Genomic DNA, 22,801 nt, shown 5'->3' on the forward strand with positions numbered 1-22,801 from the left:
GAAACGGAGCCCTCAATTGGATACGAACAGACAATGTGTCGAAACGAGGGCTTCCAGATCACCGCCCGGTACGACGGTGAGCTTCGCAAACAGATCGAACGTGGCACCGACGATCCGCTCGGGTGGATAGATACAGTGCGCGGCGAAGACACGGAACTAGTCGGAGGTGACGGGCGGGAAGGCATGAAAGAGTACCTGACGAGTTTCTTCGGTGGCCTCCTCCAGTCGCTGGTCGAGTGCGCCGACGGAGACCGAGGCTGGTTCACCGCTGGGAACGGCCCGCTCTATATCGTTCTCGAACCCGCCAGCGGGGACGAAATCAGCGTAACGTTCTGCTATTCGAAAGAGAACATCCAATCTCCGGACACACGAGACCCGTTCGAACCGAGTGTTACCGTCCGCGCCCAAGCGCTCTCCGAGGCGGTCGTGGTGTCTGCCGAAGAGTACCTCGAATTCGTCGCGGCCGTCAATCCGGAGTTGGCGGCATCGTCGAACGCGTACCTGGGACTCGGTGAGGACATCGAACACGTGACCGAATTATACCCGATCTAACTCGACTACGACCTCGAACCCGGTGACGAACTCGTGACGGGGTACAAGCCGAACGCCGAACTCGACGACTTCGATTACGATGCCCTGAGTCAGACCGATATCGAGGCGATCGCCGAGGAAACTGGTCTCTCGGAAGGCGAAGTGAGAAGCGAACTGAGCTACGGGGTCGCCTCTGATCCCGAGTTCGACGGGTTCGTGATCAAGACCGGTGGGAGAGCCGCCTATTACGAGGCCAAATCGGGCGAAGTCAGGACTCCGGATCTCCAGAAAAACCCCTCTTCCTGAAAGGCTTACAGAGACAGACCGACGGTGTTAGCAGCACCGAGATTCGCCTGCTGTCCCGAGTACCCAAATCCGATGAGAAGGTTACGAGTAAAGCGTGGGAATACCTAGAGGAAAACGACTTCGGGAGCGCGATACAGGTGCCGTGGGAGTTCAAATAACAATGGCCGACAGTATCGAGGTGAGTTTCGTCCTCACCGGAGACAGAGGCGAGCCGCAACTTGAAGCGATCCGAGAGAGGGTCGACAACAAGCAGGAGTACCGTGCCGATTGGGGCAGAGACGATGAATACGTGTACGCGGCCCGAGAGATCGAGGAAGACGTATTCGGCGTCCACCTGTTCGAGCATAGTCCGGACAGTGATTGGTACACGCTTCCAACCCGCCAGGCGATCGAACTCGAAATCAGCACACACGACTTGACACTCGGAGAAGACGTTGAAACCCGGGTCTCAACGGTTCTAAAGTTTGTACAGACAGTGTATGCTGCAACAGTTGAATGTCGATACGCGTTCGGACTGGACACGGAACACGTCGGGGGCATCGGTGAGGACTGGGGACCGGACAAACCCGTCACGGACGAAAGCCTCGCGGAGAACCGGATCAACGAGGTGAGCTGGCTGACGCTGTTCGGGCCGGAGTTGGTCGTCGAATACGGTCGCGAGTGGCTGTTAAGCGCCCCCGCCTGGAAGCGTGAAGAACTCGACGACGGCGCGATCTTGCTCGTCGCCAGTCCGGACCCAACCGACTACGAGCAGTTCTCCGAAGACCGCGACATCCTCCGGACGTACTTCAGCCGCCGGGGGAACTAGCGAGCGTCTTCGACGGGCGAGCTACGGCAGCGGCTCACTGACCGCCTCGTCGTCGCCGACCGCGAAACCACCTCCGTGAACGACTTGGCGACCCACAAGACTGATTCCGTCGTTCTCCGAAGCGACGGCTACGCTGACAGATGCCCTCCATCCCCCGCTGGCTGCCGACCGACTGGGAGTTCTGGCAGGCCGGGACGCTGCTCGCGCTCGCGATCTGGCTGCTGGCCAGGGCCAGCCGGTTCTGGCTGATGAGCGCCCTCCAGTCGCTGGCCTGGTCGCTCCACGGGACCGTCCCCGGCGTCCCGCAGGCGAGCCTGGACCAGATCCGGCCAGTCGTGAATAGCTTCGCAACCATGTGGCTCCCCGTCGCACTCTGTATGTTCTTCCTCGGGTTCTTCACCTTCCACGCCGAGGCCGAACGGCACCGCGAGGCCGACGGGGAGTCCTGAATGCGACCGAAGACGTTCTCCGCAAGGATTAGGAGGGGGAGCCGAGAAGCGTCGAGCATGACACGCGAGAACCTCGCGGACGCGAGCGACACCCTCGAATCGGCGGCCGACGAGACGAGCGACGACGACGCGGCCGAGCGCCTGACCAGTCTCGCCGACCAGCTCGACAGCCTCGCCACGCGCGACCGCGACCCCGACCACGGTCGACTCGCCCGCATCGAGAACGCGCTCAACGACCTCGAAGACTCGGACGTGACCGAGCAGGTTCAGTCGGCCCACGAGTCCGTCGTCGCCTTCCGCGAGACCGTCGAGGGCGTCTAGAGACCATCTTTTTCGCTCGGGGGGTCGCCGACGGCGACCCCCCGAGTCAAAAACATGGGTGAAAAAGGCGCGGACTCGGCCTTCGGCCTCGTCCGCGTGAACCGGCGCTTCGCGCCGGATGCTCAGTGCAGGAGATGTAGTTCATGTCAGTTCTCGTTATTTGGGTCAAGCACGTAGTAGAGGACAGCCATTCCGATGCCGACCGGGACTGCCCATATCAACAGTTCCTCAAACAGTAGGAGTCCAACAGCAAGTATGCATACAGCGGAGATGAGGCCCATGAAAAAAGCGTATGACACACGAGAGAGCCCTCGAACTCGGGTGTCTAACTGATGATATAACCGTTGTGGATTATCCATACGCACTAATCTCAGTTGCAGCGAGAAAAAGTTCTTTCCGCTCAATCCGCAATACGAACTGAACACTGTCGGATCAGACCGCCGAAGCCAACAGAGAGCGAACGGGCCGAAAACAGTCGCTCAGGCCTCCCGGCGGTACAGGATCACCAGCAGCGCGACGAGGCCGAGCTGTGCGGTCTTGTCGACGAACCCGAGCGCCGAGAAGTTTGGGGCGTTGATCACGTACCACGCGACGACCTGGCCGAGCGTGAAGGGGATGCCGAGGAGGTAGACGAGCGGGCGGCGGTAGTTCGCGATGACGGCGGCCGAGCCGGCGAGGAAGCCGACGCCGGCGAAGAGGAACGACCACCCGAGCGGGTCGCCGACGAACAGGACGCCGAGGTAGAGATGGAGCAGTCCCGAGACGACGGCCAGGGCGATCCCGGCGAAGTGAAGCGCCGAGAGCGATTCCCCCTCGACCGCGGTCCCGGATGCGGTATCAGTTGCCATGGCGGCACATAGGAAAGAGCCATTATCAATCTACGGTCGGGGCGACCGCCTCGCGAACGCCGTCGGCGAACCGTTCGCGAGCGAATCGGTCGCGGGCGAGCGTCGGCCGCGCGTCGGCCTCGATCGCGTCGCTCACCAGGTCGACCGCCGTCTCGACCGAGTCGAACAGGCGGTCCTCGCGGTCGTCGAGCACGTCGCGCTGGCCGCCGCTGTCGGGCGCGAACGCGACCATCCCGGCGGCGACGTACTCGGCGACGGACATCCCGAAGTGCTCCTCGGGCTTGGTGTTCAGGCCGTAGCGATGGGTACAAAGCAGGTGTTCGAGGCGGTCTCGCGAAACGTCCCGCTCCAGCCCGACGTAGGGGCGTTCGGCCGCGGCAGCGGCGACGCGGTCGGCGTAGTCGCGATAGGCCCGCGGGGCCGACCCGACGATGTGGAGGTGGCAGTCGTGGCCGCGCTCGCGGACGCCGTCGACGATACGGACCGCGTCGAGGGCCCGCTTGTCGGGGGCGAGTCGTCCGACCGCGACGATACCCGCCTCGCGGTCGGCCCACGAGCGGTCGCAGTCGATGGGGTCGACGGGCGGGTGGAGGACGCTCGGGCGGACGCCGTACGCCTCGGCGACCACGTCGGCGGTCCACGAGGAGTTGGCGAGCAGCGTCACGCCCCCGCCCGCGAGGGCCTCGCGCGTCGGTGCGGCGAGTCGACTCCACAGCCCGTTCAGCCGGCCGGGGTCGCCGTCGGGGAGCCGGTCGAGGTGAAACTGGGGGTAGTGAACGTACTGTACGGAGGGAACCGACAGCGCGAGTTCGTTCGCCGTACTCACCGCGCAGTCGAAGCGGTCGGCGACCCGCTCGAAGGCTTCCCGGAGGAGTGCGCTCCGGGCGGCGAGTTGCGGGCCGATGCGTGGCGCCGCCGCCGAGAGCGCGGCCGCGACCGACCGGCCGGCGGGCGGTATCCGGACGGTCACGCCCCCGAGGTCGAACCCGAAGCGGTCGGCGAGGGCGGCGGGGTCCGTCTCCGAGACGGTGAGTAGCGTCACGTCGTGGACGGGCGCGAGCGCCTCGCAGACGGCGAGACAGACGGCGTCGGCGCCGCCCTGGAAGTCGAGCGTGTTGTGGAGGACAGCGACCCGTGCCATGGCGCGGCGTTGGGACTCGGCCGGGATAACCGCTCCCATGCGTTTATGAGGGTTCGGCCGAACGACCGCCAATGGACTGTGCGTTCGTCGGTGCCGGCGCGGTCGCCCGGAAGTACGCCGACGGCCTCGCGTCGTCGCCGCTCTCGCTGACCGCCGTCTGCGACCTCGACGCCGAACGGGCCGAGTCGCTGGCGGCCGACCACGACGCGAGCGCCTACACCGACCTCTCGGCGCTGCTGTCCGCCGAGGACGCGCCCCTGGTCGTCAATCTGACCAGCCACGGCGCCCACGCCGCGGTCACGGGGCAGTGCCTCGAAGCCGACCGTCACGTCTTCAGTGAGAAGCCGCTGGCGCTCGACGCCGAGGCGGCGGCCGAACTGGTCGCGACAGCCGAACGGCGCGACCTCGCCCTGGGCTGTGCGCCGATCAACCATCGGTGTGACGCCCAGCGACACGCCGCCGGACTGGTGGGCGACGGCCGTCTCGGGACCGTCCGTCTCGGCTACGCCCACGCCCACGTCGGTCGCGTGACCGAGTGGCACGACGCGCCCGACTCCTTTCTCTCGGTCGGACCGCTGTACGACGGCGGCGTCTACCCGCTGAACCTGCTCGTCTCGTGGTTCGGTCCGGTCGAGCGCGTTCGCGTGGCCGACGGGCTCGACGCCTGGCCCGACCGCGAGCGCCGCGAGCCCGACCGCGAGAGCCACGTCGAAGCGACGCTGTCGTTCGCGAGCGGGCCGACCGTCCGGCTGACCGCCAGCCTCTACGCGCCCCACCGGAGCCGCGAGTTCAACAGCCTCGAACTCCACGGCGACGACGGGTCGCTCTACCTCGCCGACAGCGGCGCGCTCGCGGCCGAGCGCGACACCGTCCGCGTCGGTGGGTCGGGCCGCCCCTACGTCGACGCACCCCACCCGGCCCCACGGCGCGAACGGCGCTACATCGAGGGGCCGGCCCGACTCGCGGGAGCTGTCGAACGCGGTCGGCGGCCGCGGGGGAGCGCCCGGCGGGCGACCCACGTCGTGGCCGTCTGCAACGCCGTCGAGCGAGCCGTCGGCGACGGCGGTCCGGTCGCGGTCGACGCCGCCGGACTGGAACCGCAGCGCCCCTCGTCGCCGCCGGTTCGGCCGCCGGCCGAAAGGGTGTCGTCTCGCCCGTCCGACGAGAGTCTCGGCGACCGTACCGACGGCATCGGCCGGGACGCGGCGCTGGGACTCCCGCCGGTCGGGTTCGGCTGTTCGCGCTACCGCGACGGCGAGTACGTCGACCGGATCGACTCGATAGCGACCGCGCTCGACGCCGGCTACCGCCTGCTCGACTCGGCGGAGCTGTACGGCAACGAGTCGCGGATCGGCGAGCTACTCGCCGAGCCCGGAACGCCGGACCGAGATGGCCTGTTCCTGGTGAGCAAGGTCTGGAACACCAACCACGAACACGTCGCCGAGGCCTGCGAGGGGACGCTGGCGGCGCTCGGGGTCGACTCGCTCGACTGCTACATGCTCCACTGGCCGACGGCCTGGACCTATCAGGGGCCACTGCGCGACCTGGCCGAGCAGTCCCCCGCCGAACAGGAGCGGCTGACGTTCCCGACCGACGCCGACGGCGAGCCCGAGACGGTCGAGGTGTCGCTGACGGAGACCTGGGAGCGGATGGAACGACTGCACGAGCGCGGGCTAGCGCGGACGCTGGGGATCTGTAACGTCACCGTCGAGCAACTGGAGCGGCTCGCGGCCGCGGCCGACGTGCCTCCGGCGGTCGTCCAGGTCGAATCGCACCCCTTCCGGCCGCGGGCGGACCTCGTCCGGTGGTGTCACGAGCACGGGATCCGGGTGATGGCCCACTCGCCGCTGTCGGCGCCGGGGCTGCTCGACGAGCCGGCGCTGGCGGCGGTGGCCGACGAGCGTGAGGCGACGCCGGCGCAGGTGGCGCTGGCGTGGCAGGTCGACCGCGGCGTCGTCCCGATTCCATCGAGCAACCGGCCCGACCACGTCGTCGCGAACCTCGCGGCCGCCCGCGTCGAGCTGACCGACGCGGACCGCGAGCGGCTGGCGGCGCTCGAAGACCCGGAGTTCGAGCGATGAGCGGGGCGACCGCGGTCGGGCTCCGCCGGGAATGGGTCGGTGCGGTCGCCGCGTTCGCGGTCGGATTGGCCGGCGCGGTCGTCGGGGTTGACGCGCTCGGAGTCCCGTCCGGACGGGTCGGTGTCGCCCTGCCGGTCGCCGTCCAGTGGGCGCTTCCGACGGCGGGCGCCGCCGCGTTCGTCCTCTGGTTCTGCCGTCGCCACCTCGACGCCAACCGGCCGGACGGCGCGCTTCCCGACGGGGAGGGGCCGGGCGGAGAGACGCCCGACGACCCCGCTCGCCGCTACGGGACGCTCGGACTCGCGAACCGCGTCACGCTCGCTCGCGGCGGGCTCGTCGCCGCCGTCGCCGGGTTCGTCGCCGTCGAGCCGACCGACGCCGTCCGCTGGGCGCCCGCGGTCTGCTACGGGGCGAACTGCCTGCTGGACCTCGTCGACGGCGCGCTCGCCCGCCACCGAGACCGGACGACCGTCCTCGGCGCCAGACTCGACATGGCGTTCGACACGCTCGGGTTCCTCGTCGCCCCGGTCGTCGCGGTCGCGTGGGGTCGGCTCCCGGTCTGGTACCTCTCGCTGTCGGCCGCCCGCTATCTCTACAAGGCCGGCTGTGCCGTTCGTCGACGCCGCGGGCTGCCGGTCGGCGACCTCCCGCCGAGCCGACTCCGCCGGCCGCTGGCCGGGATGCAGATGGCCTTCATCACGGTCGCGCTCGCGCCGGTCGTCCCCGCGGCGACGGTGGCCGCGGTCGCCGTCGTGGTTCTGGCGCCGTCACTGGCCGTGTTCGCCCGCGATTATCTGGTCGTCGCGGGGCACCTCGGATCGCGTCCCGCGCCTCAGCAGTAGCGCTCGGGACGGCGGAGCGAGGGGACACCTCGGCCGAAGACCTATCTGGTACCGAGCAGGAGCGGCGTCGAGAGAGCGGGGATGCAGTCGGCGCTGTGGTCACAGAGCCAGCCGATCTCAGCGGGTATCAACAGCCGTCTTCCGACTCAGTCCATGTCCCGAAGGATGACTTCCCCTGTGGCCCCTCGGGCATCGACCGAAACGACGTACGTTCCCGTGGTCGGGACTTCGAACGTTTCATCGGTATCGTCGGCGGTTGTGGTCGCAATCTCCTCTTCGGTCTCGGCGTGCCGAACGTACCCACGGATACGGCCGCCGCTCTCATCTGTCTTCTCCACTTCGAGCCGCATCTGATCGCCCGCTTCTAGCTCTACTTCCCACTCCGTGGTCGGCGAGGTGGCGGAGATCTGCGTCTTGTGCAACACCGCATCCCCCTGAAGACATCCCGTAAGCGCCGTGGTCGCACTCACCCCCGCCACCGCACCGAGATACGCCCGTCTATTCATATCCACCGTTATGTATTTCATATCAAATAAAACTTATTATGGTTTGTGTAGTACCCGAAACTGACGAAACACGCCAGCCGGAGATCTCCTGCGAGACTTGCGCTGAGTCTCTCGCAGGACTCAGAGAGCATCTGCCGTCTCAATCGGGACTTCTAGCGGGATCTACACACATCGAACCTATCGCGACGGACCGCCCGGAAAGATAATTACCCGTCAGTCCTGAGGGTCTCTATTTCAGTGACCGACACCATTCAGATGGCGCTCGTCCAGATCGACGAGTACGGCCCGTGGACGGTAACCCCGGCGCCCAGGCGCGAGACCGACCTCCAGTCGCTACAGGCGGAGCTGTTCGCCGAGCTGTCGTCGTTCGTCGGCGAGCGCGACGGCTACGCCTTTTACGGTCGCTTCGACAACATGGTCGCGGTGACTAACGGCCGGGACCCGGAGAGCCACCGGGCGTTCCAGCGCCGGGTCCGGAACCGCTATCCGGTGACCGTCAGCGTCGGGGTGGGACGGGCGACGACGCCGGTCGACGCGCTGGGGGCGGCGACCGAGGAGCTACAGGCCGCGGGCAGCGCGCAGGCCGACGACCGCCGCGAGGTGTTCGGGGTCGCCGAGCGTGACCTGCCCGCCGAGGCCCGCGAACGCGTGACGGTCGCGCACTTCGACGTGGTCGACGCGACGGGGTCGCTCACCGACCGCGTCAACGCGGCCGACGCCACGCTGGCGGTGCGCCGCGCGACGCTGGAGCTGGCGACGCACCTGCGCGAGGCCCACGACAGCGTCGCCCACTTCGTCGGCGGCGACAACGTGATCGCGGTCTGCCCGGACCTGGACGCCGCGGCCTTCGACGAGGCGATCACGCACGTCCGCGAGGCGAGCGATATCGAACTTCAGGTCGGCGTCGGCCGCGGCCCGACCGCACACGCGGCGGGCGACGACGCCAAGGAGGCCCTGGAGGTCTGTCGAGAGACCGGGACCCGGATCCGGGGCGTCGACAGGGTCGCGGCCGACGACTGATGGAGCGCACCTCGCTGTACTTCACGGCCCCGCGCACGGTCGAGCGGCGGCCGACGAGCGTCGACCCCGACCCCGACGAGGCGGTCGTCGAGACGCGGGCCTCCGGGATCAGCGCCGGGACGGAGCTGCTCATCTACCGCGGCGAGGCGCCGACCGACGCGCCCGCCGACGAGACGCTGGAGGCGCTCGACGGCGACCTGACCTACCCGGTCCGGTACGGCTACGCGGCCGTCGGCGACGTGGTCGCGACCGGCGGGGCCGTCGCCGACGACTGGCTCGACCGCACGGTCTTCGGGTTCAACCCCCACGAGACCCGGTTCGCCGCCGCTCCCGACGCGCTCGTTCCGGTTCCCGACGACGTGAGCCCCGAAGCGATGACGATGGCGCCCTCGGTCGAGACGGCCACGTCGCTCGTCCTCGACGGCCGGCCTCGCGTCGGCGAGCGCGTCGTCGTCTTCGGCACCGGCGTCGTCGGGCTCTGTACCGTCGCCCGCCTCGCCGAGTTCCCGCTGGACCGGCTGGTCGCGGTCGACCCCATCGCCGCCCGGCGCGAGCGAGCCCGCGACCTCGGCGCCGACGTGGCCGTCGACCCGGCGGAGGTGCCGTCGGTCCTCGACGGCTGGGGCGAGCCCGGCGGTGCGGACCTGGTGTACGAGCTGTCGGGTCAGCCCGAGGCGCTCGACCAAGCGGTCGACGCTGCGGGCTACGATAGCCGCGTCGTCGTCGGCTCGTGGTACGGCGACAAGCCGGCGACGCTCGACCTGGGTACCGACTTCCACCGCGACCGGGTGTCGGTCGAGTCGAGCCAGGTCAGCACGCTCGACCCGGAGACGCGGGGTCGATGGAGCAAGCCCAGGCGGATGGATGTCGCCCTCCAGTGCCTCCGAGGGCTCGACGCCGAATCGCTGATCTCCCACCGCGTCCCGTTCGGCGAGGCCGCCGAGGCGTATCGCCTGCTCGACGAGCGCGACGACGACCCGCTGCAGGTGCTGTTGACGTACGACTGAGACCGAGACTCCCACGCCACGACCGAGACCCATGACAGGCCATCCCCACGACTACGAGTTGACCGTCACACGCGAGTTCGTCGCACAGCACTTCCTGACCGTGCCCGACCCCGGCCCGGAAGGGGAGGTCCACAGCCACGTCTTCACCGTCGAACTCCGCTTTGGCGGCCCCGGTCTGGGGGAGTACGGCTATCTCGTCGACATCGACGCCGTCGAAGCGGTCCTCGACGACCTCGAAGCCCGGTATCGGGACGCGCTGCTCAACGACCTGCCGGAGTTCGAGGGGCTGAACCCGAGCGTCGAGCACTTCGCGCGGCTGTTCGGCGACCGCGTCGCCGCGGCGCTGGACGACCCCAATCCCGACGAACTGGTCGTCCGCATCTGGGAGGACGACTTCGCCTGGGCGAGTCACCGCCGCGACCTGGGCGGCGACGGGGCCAGCGACGGCGCCGACAGATGACCCACGCGGCGACGCGGTATCTGGAATCGAAGCGCTCGGTCGACGACCGCGCGCGCTCCCGGCGCGTCCGCGACCGCCTGCTCGGGGAACTCCCCGACGCGCCGCGCGTGCTCGAAGCCGGCTGCGGGACCGGCGTCACCGTCGCGAACCTCGTCGAGTGGGGCGTCGACCGCGGCGAGTACCGAGGGATCGACCGCGACCCGGGCGTCGTCGCGTTCGCCCGCGCCGTCCGACCGCGGGAACTGCGCCGTCGCGGTCACGCGGTCGCGGCGACGCCAGAGGGGCTCACCGTCGACCGTCTCACCGCCCGATTCGAGACGGGCGACGCGCTGTCGACGTTCGCCGACGAGCGCGGCGCGGACCTGTTCGTCGCGCAGGCGTTCGCCGACCTCGTCCCGCTCCCCGCGCTGGTCGAGACCGTCGAAACCGCGCTTGCACCCGGCGGCCTGGCGTACCTTCCGATCACCTTCGACGGCGGGACCGTCTTCCAGCCCGACCACCCCGCCGACGACCGGGTCGAGCGGGCCTACCACGACGCCATCGACGCCCGCGAGGGCCGCGACGCCCGCGCCGGTCGGCACCTGATCGACCTGCTCGGCCGACGCGAGGGCGACCTTCTGGCCGTCGACGGCTCCGACTGGGTCGTCCGCCCCCGTGACGGGCGCTACCCCGCCGACGAGCGCCACTTCCTCGACCGGATCCTCGGCTTCGTCGCCGAAGCGCTCGCGGGCGAGGGGATCGAGGGCGTCGACGACTGGCTGGCGACACGCCGCGAACAGCTTGCGGCGGGCGAGCTGACCTACGTCGCCCACCAGTACGACCTGCTGTACCGGACGCCCGAGCGGTAACGGCGCCGGCAGTCGCGGTCGCTGCGGGTCGATCCGCGTCGAAGGGAAACGTGAGTGACGGGGAACCATCACCCGAGAGAGAAGAGTGGACGGGCAGCGTGGAAGTCTGACAGCACGTCGAGCGGATCGGCCCGGGTTACTCGACCACCTCGCCGTCTGCGAGCGCGATCGTGTCGCCGTCGTGACGGACGGTGACCTCGAACGTCGAGCCGGCCGCTACCTCGGTCACGTTCACCGCGGTGCTGAACCGGCCGTTCTCGGTCACGGTGGCGGTGGCGCTCTTGAGGAACGGGCTCGCGTCGCCGCTGGATTCGAGCCGCAGCGTCACGTCGGTCCCGGCCGAGAGGTCCGTCTCGCCGGCGACCGTCTGCCCGCCGGCGGATTCGAGCGTCAGCGCGTCACCGTCGTAGTCGAGGGTCGTGCTGTGGTTCTCCGCGGCGACCGGGCTCGTGTCGGTGACGGGGGCCCTCGTCCAGTTCTCGTCGCTCGTGTCGGTCGACGGCTCCTCGTTGTGCCCGCCGATCACGACGCCGTCGGCGGACGCGACCGCCGTACCGTCGTGGCGGACGGACGCCTCGAAGGCGGTCCCGTTGGCGACGCCGACCAGGTCGACCTCGGCGGCGAACGTGCCGTCGTCGGCGACGGTCGCAGTCCGCTGGAGGAGGAACGGCGACCCGCCCGAGGTGGACGACAGGCGGACCGTCACGTCGGTCCCCGGTGACAGGTCGGTCTCGCCGCGCACCGTCTCGTTTTCGAGCGCGGCGAGCGTGAGGCGGTCGCCGTCGTAGTCGAAGGCGGTGCCGGACTCCAAGTCGGACCCGGCGTCGGTCGGCGTGACGCCCTCGACGGCGGCGACGCGGGTGCTCACGTTCGCCAGCTCGGCGCCGTCCCGGACGACGGTCGCCCACGCCGCGGCGTCATCGGAGACGCCCGAGAGGTCGACGGTCGCCGCGAACGAGCCGTCCTCGCCGACGGTCGCCGTCCGCGAGACGATGAACGCGTTCGCGGCGTCATCGGAGACGATCCGCACCGCGAGTTCTGTGCCGGGCGCCAGGCCCGTCTCGCCGGCGACGGTCTGGTTCGGCGCGCCCTCCAGTGAGAGGTGCGCGCCCTCGTGGTCGACGGTCGTCGAGTTGATGCCGGGCGCGTCGGTCCCCGACGGAGCGCCGTCGCCGCCGAGCGGGACGCCGCCGGCCGACACCGCGGCGACGGCGGCCACGAGGACCACCGCGACGGCACCGACCGTGCCGTAGGTGCGATTCATCCGGTCACCTCCGTTGTGACGCGGGAGGGCTGTCTGCGGACGGACTCGGGTAGGCCGTCCGCCTCGATCCGGTCGCGGGATGGGCGGTCTGCACACATTCCACCACCACCTACAGCCGGCCGGTAAGTATCCCCGGCGGATGCTTAAATCGAGATTTGAGCGGCGTCAGACGCTGTTCTCCGGGCCGCCGCCCTCGGCGCTCACTCCGTCGTGACGTACTGGCAGTCGGCCTCGATCCGGATTCCCGGGGACCCGCTCTCGTCGTTCTCGACCCAGACCTCGATCCCGGAGCGATTGTCGCCGTCGCAGGGGAGTTCCGGTTGCTCGAACCCCGGCCAGTCGCGCTCGAAACGGGTCCCGTCGACGGTCACGACGACGGTCTCGGGCTCGGTCGAATCGGGGAACGGGGCGTCCTCGTCGGCCTCGTTGTCGTCCGAGAGGCTGTACTCCTTCTCGAAGAGCGTCTCGCCGGCCTCGTCGGTGACCGTGACCGATACCTCGTGGGTCTCCTCGCGCTCGCCGAGATACACCGTCACCCAGTGGGCGAGCTGCGGGGACGATTCGGCCGCGCTACAGCCGGCAGCGGCGACGAACGCGGCGCTCGCGCTCGCGAGAAGCGACCTGCGATTCAGGGAGGGCATTCCGGGGAACTGGGGTCGCTCGCGTCTTAAGATCCGCTATGATCGCTATATAGACGACCGAGTCGATTCCGTGTCCGACTCTCGGCTCACTCCTCGTCGAGGAGATGGTCCGCCAGGATCGGCACGAAGGTACCGATGTCGGTGACCATGCCGACGGCCTGGTCGCTGCCGCGGTCGAGCAGCTGGGTGACGGTGGCGGGGTTGATGTCGACGCAGACGGTGCGGGTGGTCGACGGGAGGCAGTTGCCGACCGCCACGGAGTGCAGCAGCGTCGAGAGCATGAGGACCAGGTCGGCCTCGTGAGCCTGCTCGCGGATGGCGTTCTGTGCCTCCATCGAGTCGGTGATGGTGTCGGGAAGCGGCCCGTCGTCGCGGATCGAGCCGGCGATGACGAACGGCACGTCGTTTTCGACGCACTCGTACATGACGCCGGACTCGACGGTGCCGCTCTCGACGGCCTCGCGGATGCCGCCCTCGCGGATGATCTCCGAGATGGTGTAGATGTGGTGTTTGTGGCCCTTGCGCGGGTGGTCGAGGCTTTCGGTGTCCATGCCCAGCGAGGTGCCGTACAGGTCGCGCTCCAGATCGTGGACGGCGAAGCCGTTGCCGATGGAGAGCATGTCGATAAAGCCCTCGCGGACGAGACGAGCGAGGTCCTCGCGGGCGCCCGAGTGGATGAGCGCGGGCCCACACACCGCGAGTACGTCGCCGCCCTCGCGTTTGGTCTCGTCGATGGCGTCCCCGACCTGGCGGATGGTCGACTCCGAGGGGCGTTCGGAGGAGACGCCGCCCTGCATGAACCCGAAGGCGCCCTCGCGGTCGCGCGGGCGCTCGGGCGGGCTGACGCGGATGCCCGTCTCGCCGGTGACGACAGCGTCGCCCTCCTCGACGCCGCTGAGGACCTTCGTGTGGGCGCGCGGGCCGCCGTTCGCGCCCTCGCGGTCCTCGACGATCACGGCGCAGTCCATCTCGATGTCCTCCACGTCGACCCACTCGCCGTCGATGCGGACCTCGGTGGGGTGGTTCGTGGTGGAGTAGAAGCCGTACGGGACGACCTTGTCTTTGGGGGCGCGCTGGAGCGTGGCGTCTTTCGGGTCCGAGGGGTTGGCGCCGTTCTGGTGGAGTTCGTGGACGATGGACTGCAGCGTCTCCTCGTCGGGCGCTTCGACGAGCAGGCGGGCGTAGGACTCCTCGGTCTTCTCGCGCCCGATGGCGAACTCCTCGACCTCGAAGGAGCCGCCCATGTCCATGATGATACCGAAACTGGCCTGCATCATCCCCGAATCGATGATGTGGCCCTCCAGTTCGACCTCGCGCGCGGCAGTCATGCCCGGAGCCACGGCGGGGGCGAGTAAGTCGTTTTGGATAGGGTCCCGAGCGCTCGACGCCCGCCGCGTCGGACGGTGCGAACCCAACCTGGCGGGACCGATCCGCTTACCTTCGGAGCGGTCTTACCAACGGGTAATGGACCGCGAAGATATCGCGCTCGCGCTCGCGCTGTTCGTCGGGATCGCCCTGACCGGCCAGGTCGCGGGGCTCGTCCGGTCCGCGGGGTTCGAGGGCCTCGGGACCCTCGTCTGGCCGGTCGGGTACGGAAGCATCGTTCTCGCCGCGTGGCTCGTCTGGATCCGACCGATGGACCTGGACGCCCGCGACCCCGACGACCCCGACATCTGGGGCCCCGACGAGGAACAGACCGAGCCCGACCGATAGTCAGTCACCGCTCGAACGCGCTCGTCGTCGCCGACCGAAGCGATCCCCCGGCCGACCGCGGCGGCGTCGATACGTCTACCGACCCAACCTCGAGTCCCGACCGAGGAGAGCCCGGAACGACCCGACTGCGCCGCGCTCGGTTCGGGGTCGCGGCGGCGACACCGGCGACCGCGACTGTGACAGTCCCACCGCACGCGACACCGCGACCGAACTCGATACTTATTATATCAATTCACACACTATACGGGAACAAGCAGTCAGATTTCATTATGGTGGCCGTCGAGACTGTGTGCGCGAAACGGCCGAAAGAGGCCGTATCTGGGGAACAGGGCGGTGATATCGTCGTGAACGTAGGATTACCGTGTTGAACCGTCGACGACGAGTGATTCACGACGAACGTCGACCTGACGGCGACAACAGGCGGAGACACGGATCGGACTCGAAAACTGGTAAAACAGAAATAATAAAAAATACTTGGACACTGTGAAAATTACATTTATGTGGTTCGGGGCCCGGGATTTGGGGTTCGGGTCCGTGCGGTGGCGGAACCGCGCCCGGGGGTCCGGTGCGAGCGGTCGCGAGTCGGGAGAGGACCGGCAGGGGCTGCCGTGGCGCGGAACGGGACCGGTAAGCGGTTCGAAAACCGGAGCCGGGTCCGGGAGAGGGGCGGTCGTGCGAGGAAACGAACGGAAGACCTATCAGCGAGTCCGTGGTAGCGGGTGTGCATGACGAATCGACAGGACGAGCGCCCGGACAACAAGGTAGAGCGTGTCGTCCGCGAGTACGACCTGGGGGATCTGGGCCGGGAGCTGGAGCGACGGTGGACGGGGGACGGCCGAGAACGACAGAGCCTGCGCGACCTCGCGGACTTCTTCAACCGGCGAGTGTTGGAGAGCGCTATGGACGAGGCGGGCGTCGTAACGTTGCAGGGGGAACTGGAGAACATCTACGACCTGCTCACCGGCGACGACGTGACCGAGGGGGCGCGCACCCAGGCCCGAAACCGCCTCGAACGCGAGGGGATCGATGTCGACGACCTGCAGAGCGACTTCGTGAGCCACTACGCCGTCCACACCTACCTGCGGGACTACCGGAACGCGGAGTACGAGGGCGGTAACGACGTTGACCAGCGCGAGAAGTCCGTCGAGACGATCCAGCGACTCACCAGTCGATTGAACGCGGTCACTCGGCGCAACGTCGAGAACCTCCGCTCGACCGAGCGGTTGGACATCGGGCCCGTCGACGTGATCGCGGACGTGCAGGTCGTCTGCCAGGAGTGCGGCCGCCAGGAGGACCCGATCGACCTCATCGAGCGGGGCGGCTGCCGCTGCCGTGTCGGCGAGTAGGCATTACACTCGTATGTGTGTAATTCCGCCGCGACGGCGCTGGGACCGCGTGGTCTGGGCGGATGAGAGAGTGAAACGGTAGGGACGATGCAATACTTTTATGCGCCGCTGACGGCCACCGGTACACATGGGAGCGACCGATAGTAAGACGAAGCAAGTAGACGTCGCCGTCGAGAACGTCGGGGGGATCGACACGACTGACGTGTCGTTCTCGGCGGGTGTGACGATCCTCACGGGTCGTAACGCGACGAACCGTACGTCGCTGTTGCAGGCCATCATGGCGGGTCTCGGTAGCGACAACGTCTCGCTCAAGGGCGACGCCGACGAGGGTCGAGTCGAGCTGACAGTCGGCGACGAGACGTACACGCGGACGCTCACACGCCAGAGCGGGACCGTCGTCACGAACGGTGACCCCTATCTGGACGAGGCCGAGATCGCCGACCTGTTCGTCTTTCTGCTGGAGTCCAACGAGGCCCGCCGAGCCGTCGAACGCACCGAGAACCTTCGGGAACTCATCATGCGGCCGGTGGACACGGCCGCTATCGAGTCCGAGATCGACCAGCTGCAGGGCGAGCGCGACGATATCGAGCAGCGCCTCGACGACCTCAAGTCCCTGCGCACCACGCTGCCGGAACTGGAGGAGCGCCGCCAGTCGCTCGAACGGGAGATCGAGGACAAACGCGAGGAACTCGCCGAAAAGAAAGAGCAGATCGACGACGCCGACCAGGACGTGGGGACGACCCGCGACCAGAAGGCGGAGCTGGAGGACGCGCTGGAGTCGTTCCGCGAGGCGCGCTCGGACCTGGAGGACGTGCGCTACAACCTCGACAGCGAGCGCGAGAGCATCGACGCGCTGGAGTCGGAGATCGAGGAGGTCGAGACGGAGCTCGACGAACTCCCAGCGGAGGTGTCGGGCGACGTGAACGAGGTCGAGGACCGCATCGACCGACTTCGCGAGCAGCGCCAGACGCTGGACTCGACGGTCAACGAGCTGCAGAAGGTGATCCAGTTCAACGAGGAGATGCTGGAGGGGACCAGCTCGGACGTGGTCGCCGCGCTCCGCGGCGAGGACGACGCCGAGGAGCTGACCGAACGCCTCGTCGACGACCAGGTAGTCTGCTGGACCTGCGGGAGCGAGGTCGACCAGTCGGACGTGGAGACGACGCTCGACCGCATCCGCGACCTGCGCCAGTCGAAGCTCTCCGAGCGCCAGGACCTCCAGTCGGAGATAGACGACCTGAAGACCGAGAAGGCGACCTACCAGGAGCAACAGCGCCAGCGCTCGCAGCTCGACGACCGTCGCCGGCGCGCCGAGTCCGAACTCACCCAGCGCCGCGAGCGCGTCGATGCTCTCGAGGCCGAGCGCGACCGCCTGGAGGAGCGCATCGACGACCTCGAAGGCGAGGTCAACGACCTTCAGGACGAGACCCAGAGCGACCTGCTGGACCTGCATCGGGAGGCCAACGAGCTGGAGTTCGAGATCAGCCGTCGCCAGGACGACCTGGAGGACGTCTCCGAAGAGATCGAGCGTATCGAGTCGGAGCTGGACCGTCGCGACGACCTCAAGGCCGAGCGCGAGGAGCTTCAGGACCGGATCGAGGACCTGCGCACCCGGATCGACCGCATCGAAACGGAGGCAGTCGAACAGTTCAACGAACACATGGAGTCGGTGCTGGAGATGCTCGGCTACGAGAACCTCGAACGGATCTGGATCGAGCGCAAGCAGGAGCGCGTCAAGGAGGGCCGCCGCCGCGTCGAGAAGTCCGTCTTCGACCTCCACGTCGTCCGCTCGACCGAGGACGGCACGACCTACGAGGACTCGATCGACCACCTCAGCGAGTCCGAACGCGAAGTGACCGGACTCATCTTCGCCCTGGCGGGGTATCTCACCCACGACGTCTACGAGACCTGCCCGTTCCTTCTGCTGGACTCCATCGAGGCGATCGACTCCGACCGCATCGCCCGCCTCGTCGACTACGTCTCCGAGTACGCCGAGTACGTCGTCGTCGCCCTCCTCGAAGAGGACGCACAGGCGCTCGACGACAGCTACCAGCGCGTCACCGAAGTCTAACCCCGCCCCTCGATTCCGTCGCCCCGCGGCTCTCTTCTTCCGCCACCGTCCGCCCTCACCACGTCACCCCCCGCTCCAGTCCCGCTACGGCCGACGACTGGATCCGCCGGTTTACGGCACGCCCTGCAGATGTTTACTCGAACCGTAGTCAATATTTAGAATTATAGGCTTTGGAAGTCGTGTAAGGATTCTGGTATCGAACCGATCCCGCGGGGAGGGGCACGGTAACACGGGTGAAATCCGGAGATATCACACGAGAGGGATACACAGGGTCGAGATATCGGCGTCTCGACTATCCAAGATGGACGACCTTTCGACACCCGTGCGGGAAGTTCTGATTTTCGAAAATCACCGTACAGCGCAGCGATCGCACTCTGAAGCCGCGTTCCGAAGAACTGAACAACAATTTCGAAAAGTGCGAAGAACGCGTACTTCATCTGAACGTACTGATTTCGTAGTATTCTGTGAATCGGATACGACCGGCGGGGACGGGCGAGACGGACGGCTGGTCGGCGGGTGCGCGCGGGTGAGAAGGGGGCGGGTCGTCAGGAGTCGCGGGAGCGGCGCAGTCGTTCCCGGAGAAACGCGAGGGGGGTGTACCGGGACCAGTACAGCTCGGTTCCGCCCCAGGCGACGGCGGTCAGAACGGCGAGGCCGACGAACGCCAGGTCGGTGAATCGGACCCAGGAGGGCGCGGCGTACAGCGCGCCGTTGACGACGAGGCTGGGGGTCAGCCCCTTGAGCGTCACCCAGACCGTCTCGACGGGGCTGCGGCTGGGGTGGGTTATCCGACCGGTCGGCGGTACGGTGTCGGAACCGGTGTCCGGACTGGCGGGCTGGAACAGGGGGACGCCGACGCCCGAGCGCGACCCCGGCCCGCCGGCGGTCGTGCCGCGCTCGTCGCGGATCGACCGCATGCTGTCCCCGTCCGCGCTCTCGTCGCCGGTGCCCAGTCGCTCGACGTCGTAGGGCATGCCGACGGTGTGGCTCCAGTTCACGCTCCCGTCGGGAGCGATCTCGGCGACGCGGTCGCCGTGGGTGTCGACGACCAACGTGTTCCCGTTCGGGAGGCGGTCGGCGTCTCTGGGCCACTGGAGGCGGCTGTCGCGCCAGCCCCACGACCGGCGCCACTCGCCGTCGGCCGCCGTCGTCGCCTCGCCCGTCTCGGGGTCGACGCGCTGGTACTCCAGCACGCGGCTGTTCTCCGAGTCCGCGACGGTGACGGCCGGGCCGCCCCGCTCGGCCGGGATGTAGTCGGGGTTGTGCTGCTCGTAGAGGACGTCGTAGTTGTCCTCCTCGCCGAGCGTCCAGTTCGCGTCGACGCCCTGACCGGGCTCGACGAACACGACCCGGTCCATGTTGCGGACGCTGACCATGAACCGACCGTCCGCCAGCACCTCCACGTCGTTGATGTGCGTCCAGTCGCCGGCGGCGCCGCCCACGTCGTCCGGGAAGTACGCGGAGGCGTTCCACTCGTAGACCGTCTCGTCGGTGGTCACGTTCACCACGCGGACGCTGTCGCGCAGGATGTCCGCGACGGCGACGTGGCTCTCGTTGATGCGGTCCACGTCGTGCCAGCGGCCGGAGTAGATCTTCGGGGTGAGTTCGCCGTAGACGGTCTCGGTCTCGCCAGTTGTCAGGTTCGCGCGCTCGAAGACGTTGTACGTACACCGGTCGGTGCTGACGTTCGCACAGGCCTCGCCGTCGCGGTGTTCCGAGGCCAGGTACTCGACGGTGTAGGGTCGGCTTTCCACGGGGTCCACGTCGAAGTACACGCGGTAGTCGTCCGCGTAGTAGGCCACGTCGCCCGAGCGGTCGAACGCGACGAGTTCGGCCTGCTCGTCGGAGGCGTAGAACCCCTGCGTGCCGACGACGGTCAGGTCGGTGGGGTCGTGTTCCGCGGGGTCGACGAGCAGGGGACCGTCGGCTTCGCTGGCCGCGCCGTCGGGCGAGCCGCCGGGGTCGGTGAGCTCGGTTTCGCCGGGGCCCGCGGAGACGCCGGTCGGCGACGCCTCGGGATCCGCAACGCCAGTCGCGCCGTGTGCGGACCCGCCCGCGTCGGCGAGCGACCCGTGGGTACGCGCGACGTTCGGCTCCGCAGTGGCGTAGCTGCTCGCTACCGCTCCCGCCGCGAGGACCAACACGGCGGCGAACAGCGTGCGAGCGACTCGTTTGGAGGGGCCGTCCATGTCCTATCCGTGTGTAAGGGACCGTTAAGTTTCTTTAGATCCCGCTTGCGATCCGGTCACATCTCCCCCCGCTCGTGCCGGCGAACTGCGCTCTCGGACCCGGAGCCCCGTAGACTTGGAGCGCCGTGGACCCGGAGCCCCGTCGATCACTCGCGCGCGACGAACACGTCGCTGTCGAGGCGGTCGGTGACGCGGTCGGCGAGGGCGCGGAGGTTCTCCGTGTCGTCGCGGTTGTACGACATTAGCGTCTCCAGCGACGAGTCGTCGCCGCGTTCGTACTCGCGCCAGAGGCGAACGGCGTCCTCGCCCGACAGGTCCGGGCGGTCGCGCTCGATCCCCGTCTCCCGCTCGATACGTTTCAGCCCGCCGGTCAGTCCCAGCCGCCGGCAGGGGTACATCAGGTCGACGTGCGGGACCTCGACGTCCACGTCGAACGCGGTTTCGAGGAACGGCACGTCGAAGCGCTTGCCGTTGAAGGTGACGAGCAGTTTCGCGTCGTCGAGGCGGCGCTGGAGGCGCTCTCCGGTCAGGTCGCGGTCGGCGACCAGCACCTCGGTCTCGCCGGGGGTGTGGAGGCCGACGACCGTCACGTCGTGTCGGTGCTGGTCGAGACCGGTGGTCTCGATGTCGAGGAAGCAGGTCTCCTCGCGGAAGTTCTCGTAACAGCGCCAGTGGCTGCCGGAGGGGAACCGCTCGCGGAAGAAGGCGGCGTCGCCGTCGTCCAGGCGCTCGGCGGCCGTGGCGACGAACGACTCGATGTTCTCGGCCTGCCGGGCGCCGACGGCCGACGGGTCGAAGGCGTCCCAGTGGGTGACGCCGGCCTCCCACAGCGACCGCTCGGTCTTCTCGCCCACGCCGTCGACCGGAATGAAGCTGTTCTCGATGCGCACAGTGGCCGATTCGTCCCCGCCGGCTTGTCCCTTTCGGGACCGTCCGCCGACCCGGACGGAGCGCCGCTCGCGACGCGACCGCCGGGCGGGCGCGCACCTCGCCACGCCGTTTATCTGTCCTTCGTCCTAACGGCCGCCAATGGCCCGATGGCTCGCGTTGGTCGCACTGTTCGTGGTGGCGCTCGCCGGCTGCAGCGCCCTCGCACCCGACGACGCGGGACCGACCCCGGCCGAGACAGTGACGCCGGTGGCGGTCCCGGCGGACACGCCCACCGAGACGCTGTCGCCGCCACCGGGGGTCGCGGCCAACGGGAGCGTTTCGCCCGGGGCGCTGATCCGGGCGCACTTCGCGGCGCTCGACGACCGGTCGTTCACCTGGCGACTGGACTACCGGCGCAGCGTCGACCGGTCGGCTCCGGTGGGCGGCGAGACTGCGTCGAACGTCAGCGTCGACGTCGCGGAACGGCGGCTGCGAGTCGCCGACGACGGGTCCTACCGCCTCACTCGCCGGATGACCGGCATGGTGGGCGGGACCGTCTACGCCGACGACACCGGGCGATACGTGCGCGGTGCCCGGTCGAACGGGACCGGCTACCGCGTCGGCACCGGAGAGCCGAGCTACCGGCACTATCTGCGGACGGGCCAGACGCTCGGTCGCTACTTCCCGGTCGAGGGCTCCGCCGTCTCGACGGTCGCGCGGGACGGGCGGACCTACTACCGCGTCCACGTCACCGCGCCGCCGCGGACCCTGGCCGAGGGGCACGCGAAACAGACGATCACGGACTACGCCGCGACCGCCTACGTGACCCCCGAGGGGCTCGTGCGGGCGGTCGTCGTCGAGTACGAGTACACTCTCACGGACGACCGCGTCGCGGTGTCGTTTCGGTCGGAGTACCGCGGCGTCGACGAGACCGACCTGGCCCGCCCCGACTGGGTCGCCGACCTGATCGACGACGGCGGGACGGCGACGCCGGGGGCAACGACCACGACCACCCAGTCCCCGACCGCGACCGCGGACGCGGCGACAGACACGTCGCCGCGGACTGCGACCCCGACCGACGGGGGGACACGATAGATGGGCCGGACTCGCGGGTCGGGACCGGCCGGCTCCGGTCGGCTGCTCGCCGCTGTCGCGCTGCTGACCGTCCTCGCCGGCTGTAGCGTCTTCGCCGGCGGAGGCCAGCCGACGCCGGCCGAGACGGTCACCCCCGCGCCGGTGCCGGACCTGGGCCCGACGGACGCGCCGCCGCCGGCGACGCCCCGGGAGCGACTGGGGGCGTTCCCGTCTATCTCCGCCGAGGGCGATATCAACGTCAGCGGACTGTACGCCGGGCACGTCGCGTATCTCTCGGACCACTCGTACACGCTGGAGTGGCAGCGGCGGACGGCCGGCGGCTCGGGCGCGATCGCCCGGGAGTACGACCGGCGGATCGCCGTCGGGGCCGACGAGAGCTTCCTGGTCCGCAACGCGGACGAGGGCACGAACACGACGGTCACCTACGGCGACCGTACCGGCGCC

24 protein-coding genes and 1 pseudogene are annotated in these 22,801 nt (G+C 68.6%); 16 read left to right on the forward strand and 9 right to left on the reverse strand.

Annotated features, from left to right (window positions below; genetic code table 11):
- Positions 1-33 precede the first annotated feature (33 nt).
- The 5 genes from C475_RS08505 to C475_RS08525 all read left to right on the forward strand — a co-directional run bounded on the left by C475_RS08505 (position 34) and on the right by C475_RS08525 (position 2,415).
- Positions 34-552 (forward strand): hypothetical protein, encoded by a 519-nt coding sequence (locus C475_RS08505; protein WP_006883405.1) that lies wholly within the window; start codon positions 34-36, stop codon positions 550-552.
- A 33-nt stretch (positions 553-585) separates the two neighbouring features.
- Positions 586-837, forward strand: a complete 252-nt coding sequence (locus C475_RS08510; protein ID WP_006883406.1) for a hypothetical protein — start codon at positions 586-588, stop codon at positions 835-837.
- A gap of 160 nt (positions 838-997) precedes the next feature.
- Complete coding sequence (locus C475_RS24890) at positions 998-1,645, forward strand: hypothetical protein (protein ID WP_006883407.1); 648 nt, start codon at positions 998-1,000, stop codon at positions 1,643-1,645.
- 140 nt (positions 1,646-1,785) lie between these two features.
- Positions 1,786-2,094, forward strand: a complete 309-nt coding sequence (locus tag C475_RS08520) for a hypothetical protein (protein WP_006883408.1) — start codon at positions 1,786-1,788, stop codon at positions 2,092-2,094.
- 57 nt (positions 2,095-2,151) lie between these two features.
- Positions 2,152-2,415 carry a DUF7553 family protein gene (locus C475_RS08525; RefSeq protein ID WP_006883409.1) on the forward strand — a complete coding sequence of 88 codons (264 nt, stop codon included), beginning with the start codon at positions 2,152-2,154 and terminating at the stop codon, positions 2,413-2,415.
- A gap of 146 nt (positions 2,416-2,561) precedes the next feature.
- On the opposite strand, the gene C475_RS25110 is transcribed toward C475_RS08525, so the two are convergent.
- From C475_RS25110 to C475_RS08535, 3 genes are all read right to left on the reverse strand, one after another.
- A complete protein-coding gene (locus C475_RS25110; RefSeq protein ID WP_268869904.1) occupies positions 2,562-2,696 on the reverse strand; it encodes a hypothetical protein in 135 nt (44 codons plus the stop codon).
- Between the two features lie 198 nt (positions 2,697-2,894).
- Positions 2,895-3,263, reverse strand: coding sequence for a DUF7475 family protein (locus C475_RS08530; RefSeq protein WP_006883410.1), 369 nt, complete (start codon positions 3,261-3,263; stop codon positions 2,895-2,897).
- 25 nt (positions 3,264-3,288) lie between these two features.
- Entirely contained in the window at positions 3,289-4,404 is a 1,116-nt protein-coding gene (locus C475_RS08535) for a glycosyltransferase (protein WP_006883411.1), read from the reverse strand.
- Between the two features lie 71 nt (positions 4,405-4,475).
- Here C475_RS08535 and C475_RS08540 point away from each other — a divergent pair, with 71 nt between their 5' ends.
- Both C475_RS08540 and C475_RS08545 read left to right on the forward strand, forming a co-directional pair.
- Entirely contained in the window at positions 4,476-6,485 is a 2,010-nt protein-coding gene (locus C475_RS08540) for an aldo/keto reductase (protein WP_006883412.1), read from the forward strand.
- Positions 6,482-7,327 (forward strand): CDP-alcohol phosphatidyltransferase family protein, encoded by an 846-nt coding sequence (locus C475_RS08545; protein ID WP_006883413.1) that lies wholly within the window; start codon positions 6,482-6,484, stop codon positions 7,325-7,327. The genes C475_RS08540 and C475_RS08545 overlap by 4 nt, the downstream gene beginning before the upstream one ends.
- Positions 7,328-7,473: 146 nt before the next feature.
- Here the strand turns inward: C475_RS08545 and C475_RS08550 are convergent, their stop codons facing one another.
- The gene (locus C475_RS08550) at positions 7,474-7,854 is read right to left on the reverse strand and encodes a hypothetical protein (RefSeq protein WP_006883414.1); all 381 of its coding nucleotides are present in this window, start codon (positions 7,852-7,854) and stop codon (positions 7,474-7,476) included.
- Between the two features lie 216 nt (positions 7,855-8,070).
- Between C475_RS08550 and C475_RS08555 the strand changes: the two genes are divergently transcribed.
- The 4 genes from C475_RS08555 to C475_RS08570 are packed head-to-tail and all read left to right on the forward strand — an operon-like array spanning position 8,071 to position 11,168.
- On the forward strand, positions 8,071-8,853 hold the full coding sequence (locus tag C475_RS08555) for a GTP cyclohydrolase IIa (RefSeq protein ID WP_049930317.1): 783 nt from the start codon (positions 8,071-8,073) through the stop codon (positions 8,851-8,853).
- A complete protein-coding gene (locus C475_RS08560; protein ID WP_006883416.1) occupies positions 8,853-9,860 on the forward strand; it encodes a zinc-dependent alcohol dehydrogenase in 1,008 nt (335 codons plus the stop codon). Before C475_RS08555 ends, C475_RS08560 begins: the two co-directional genes overlap by 1 nt.
- A gap of 31 nt (positions 9,861-9,891) precedes the next feature.
- Positions 9,892-10,320 (forward strand): 6-pyruvoyl trahydropterin synthase family protein, encoded by a 429-nt coding sequence (locus C475_RS08565; RefSeq protein ID WP_006883417.1) that lies wholly within the window; start codon positions 9,892-9,894, stop codon positions 10,318-10,320.
- The gene (locus C475_RS08570; RefSeq protein WP_006883418.1) at positions 10,317-11,168 is read left to right on the forward strand and encodes a methyltransferase domain-containing protein; all 852 of its coding nucleotides are present in this window, start codon (positions 10,317-10,319) and stop codon (positions 11,166-11,168) included. The genes C475_RS08565 and C475_RS08570 overlap by 4 nt, the downstream gene beginning before the upstream one ends.
- A gap of 136 nt (positions 11,169-11,304) precedes the next feature.
- Here C475_RS08570 and C475_RS08575 read toward each other — a convergent pair whose 3' ends face one another.
- The 3 genes from C475_RS08575 to C475_RS08585 form a co-directional block, all read right to left on the reverse strand.
- Entirely contained in the window at positions 11,305-12,432 is a 1,128-nt protein-coding gene (locus tag C475_RS08575; RefSeq protein WP_006883419.1) for a BGTF surface domain-containing protein, read from the reverse strand.
- A gap of 200 nt (positions 12,433-12,632) precedes the next feature.
- Positions 12,633-13,073 carry a hypothetical protein gene (locus tag C475_RS08580; protein WP_006883420.1) on the reverse strand — a complete coding sequence of 147 codons (441 nt, stop codon included), beginning with the start codon at positions 13,071-13,073 and terminating at the stop codon, positions 12,633-12,635.
- A gap of 86 nt (positions 13,074-13,159) precedes the next feature.
- Positions 13,160-14,401, reverse strand: a complete 1,242-nt coding sequence (locus tag C475_RS08585; protein WP_006883421.1) for an ornithine cyclodeaminase — start codon at positions 14,399-14,401, stop codon at positions 13,160-13,162.
- A gap of 136 nt (positions 14,402-14,537) precedes the next feature.
- On the opposite strand from C475_RS08585, the gene C475_RS08590 reads away from it, so the two are divergent.
- From C475_RS08590 to C475_RS08600, 3 genes are all read left to right on the forward strand, one after another.
- Entirely contained in the window at positions 14,538-14,786 is a 249-nt protein-coding gene (locus C475_RS08590) for a hypothetical protein (protein WP_006883422.1), read from the forward strand.
- Between the two features lie 725 nt (positions 14,787-15,511).
- On the forward strand, positions 15,512-16,132 hold the full coding sequence (gene rdfA, locus C475_RS08595) for a rod-determining factor RdfA (protein WP_006883423.1): 621 nt from the start codon (positions 15,512-15,514) through the stop codon (positions 16,130-16,132).
- 127 nt (positions 16,133-16,259) lie between these two features.
- Positions 16,260-18,203, forward strand: coding sequence for an archaea-specific SMC-related protein (locus C475_RS08600; protein ID WP_006883424.1), 1,944 nt, complete (start codon positions 16,260-16,262; stop codon positions 18,201-18,203).
- 545 nt (positions 18,204-18,748) lie between these two features.
- Here C475_RS08600 and C475_RS08605 read toward each other — a convergent pair.
- Positions 18,749-20,392, reverse strand: coding sequence for an aryl-sulfate sulfotransferase (locus C475_RS08605; RefSeq protein WP_006883425.1), 1,644 nt, complete (start codon positions 20,390-20,392; stop codon positions 18,749-18,751).
- A 146-nt stretch (positions 20,393-20,538) separates the two neighbouring features.
- The gene (locus C475_RS08610) at positions 20,539-21,282 is read right to left on the reverse strand and encodes a ribonuclease H-like domain-containing protein (protein ID WP_006883426.1); all 744 of its coding nucleotides are present in this window, start codon (positions 21,280-21,282) and stop codon (positions 20,539-20,541) included.
- A gap of 139 nt (positions 21,283-21,421) precedes the next feature.
- On the opposite strand from C475_RS08610, the gene C475_RS08615 reads away from it, so the two are divergent.
- Together C475_RS08615 and C475_RS08620 are read left to right on the forward strand one after the other, a co-directional pair.
- Positions 21,422-22,357, forward strand: a complete 936-nt coding sequence (locus C475_RS08615; protein ID WP_006883427.1) for a DUF7537 family lipoprotein — start codon at positions 21,422-21,424, stop codon at positions 22,355-22,357.
- Positions 22,358-22,801: pseudogene (locus C475_RS08620) on the forward strand (hypothetical protein); the annotation flags it as partial.

Origin of the sequence: Halosimplex carlsbadense 2-9-1 (assembly GCF_000337455.1) — an archaeon.
In the GTDB taxonomy this organism is placed as follows: domain Archaea; phylum Halobacteriota; class Halobacteria; order Halobacteriales; family Haloarculaceae; genus Halosimplex; species Halosimplex carlsbadense.